1 protein-coding gene is annotated in these 643 nt (G+C 60.2%); it reads right to left on the minus strand.

The features are described from left to right. On the minus strand, positions 1 to 643 hold a 643-nt coding region (locus tag AC5S26_RS29920), incomplete at both ends, for a glycosyl hydrolase family 95 catalytic domain-containing protein (protein ID WP_494188600.1).

The raw sequence follows: 643 nt of genomic DNA on the forward strand, positions 1-643 counted from the left end.
GACTCGATTGCCGCTCGAAGTGCGAACCGTAGCGCCTGCCATAGCCGGATAGCGCAGCTTCAGTGGACCACCGGCCCGAGAAAGGATTTCGAAACGATCCGCATGTCCATTTGACCAGTTCGCTGAGACCTCGAAGGCGCCGCGGGCGAGCAGGCCGCGATAGCTGCCTTTCGGCCACGCCTTAGGAAGGGCAGCCAGAGGAGCGACGACTTCCTCGTGGCTTTGCAGTAGCATCTCGCCAACGCCGGCAGTCACACCGAAATTGCCGTCGACCTGGAAGAGCTTCGTTGTGGTGGAATCCCGGTGGTTATTCCACAGGTTGTACATCGCGTGATTCGACTGCCAGGCGTGATAGCACGCATAGGCTTGGTTGCCGTCTCCAGTACGCGCCCATGTGGCCAACCGCTGGGCCACAGCCCAGCCTGGCGTGCCGTCGCTTAGACCTCGGCCTTCCAGGGAAACCTTCGCCGCTGCCAACCAGGCTGGCGTCGTTGAATTGATCAACTGGCCGGGATAGAGCCCAAGGAGCTGGGACATATGCCGGTGGTGAGGTTCCCCGATCGATCCGTAGGTAGTTTCCTCGCGATATTCCTTGATCTGTCCTGAGTCGCCGATCAGAATTGGGTCGAGCCTAGGTAGCTGT

The organism is Edaphobacter sp. FHG110511_03 (assembly GCF_059115365.1).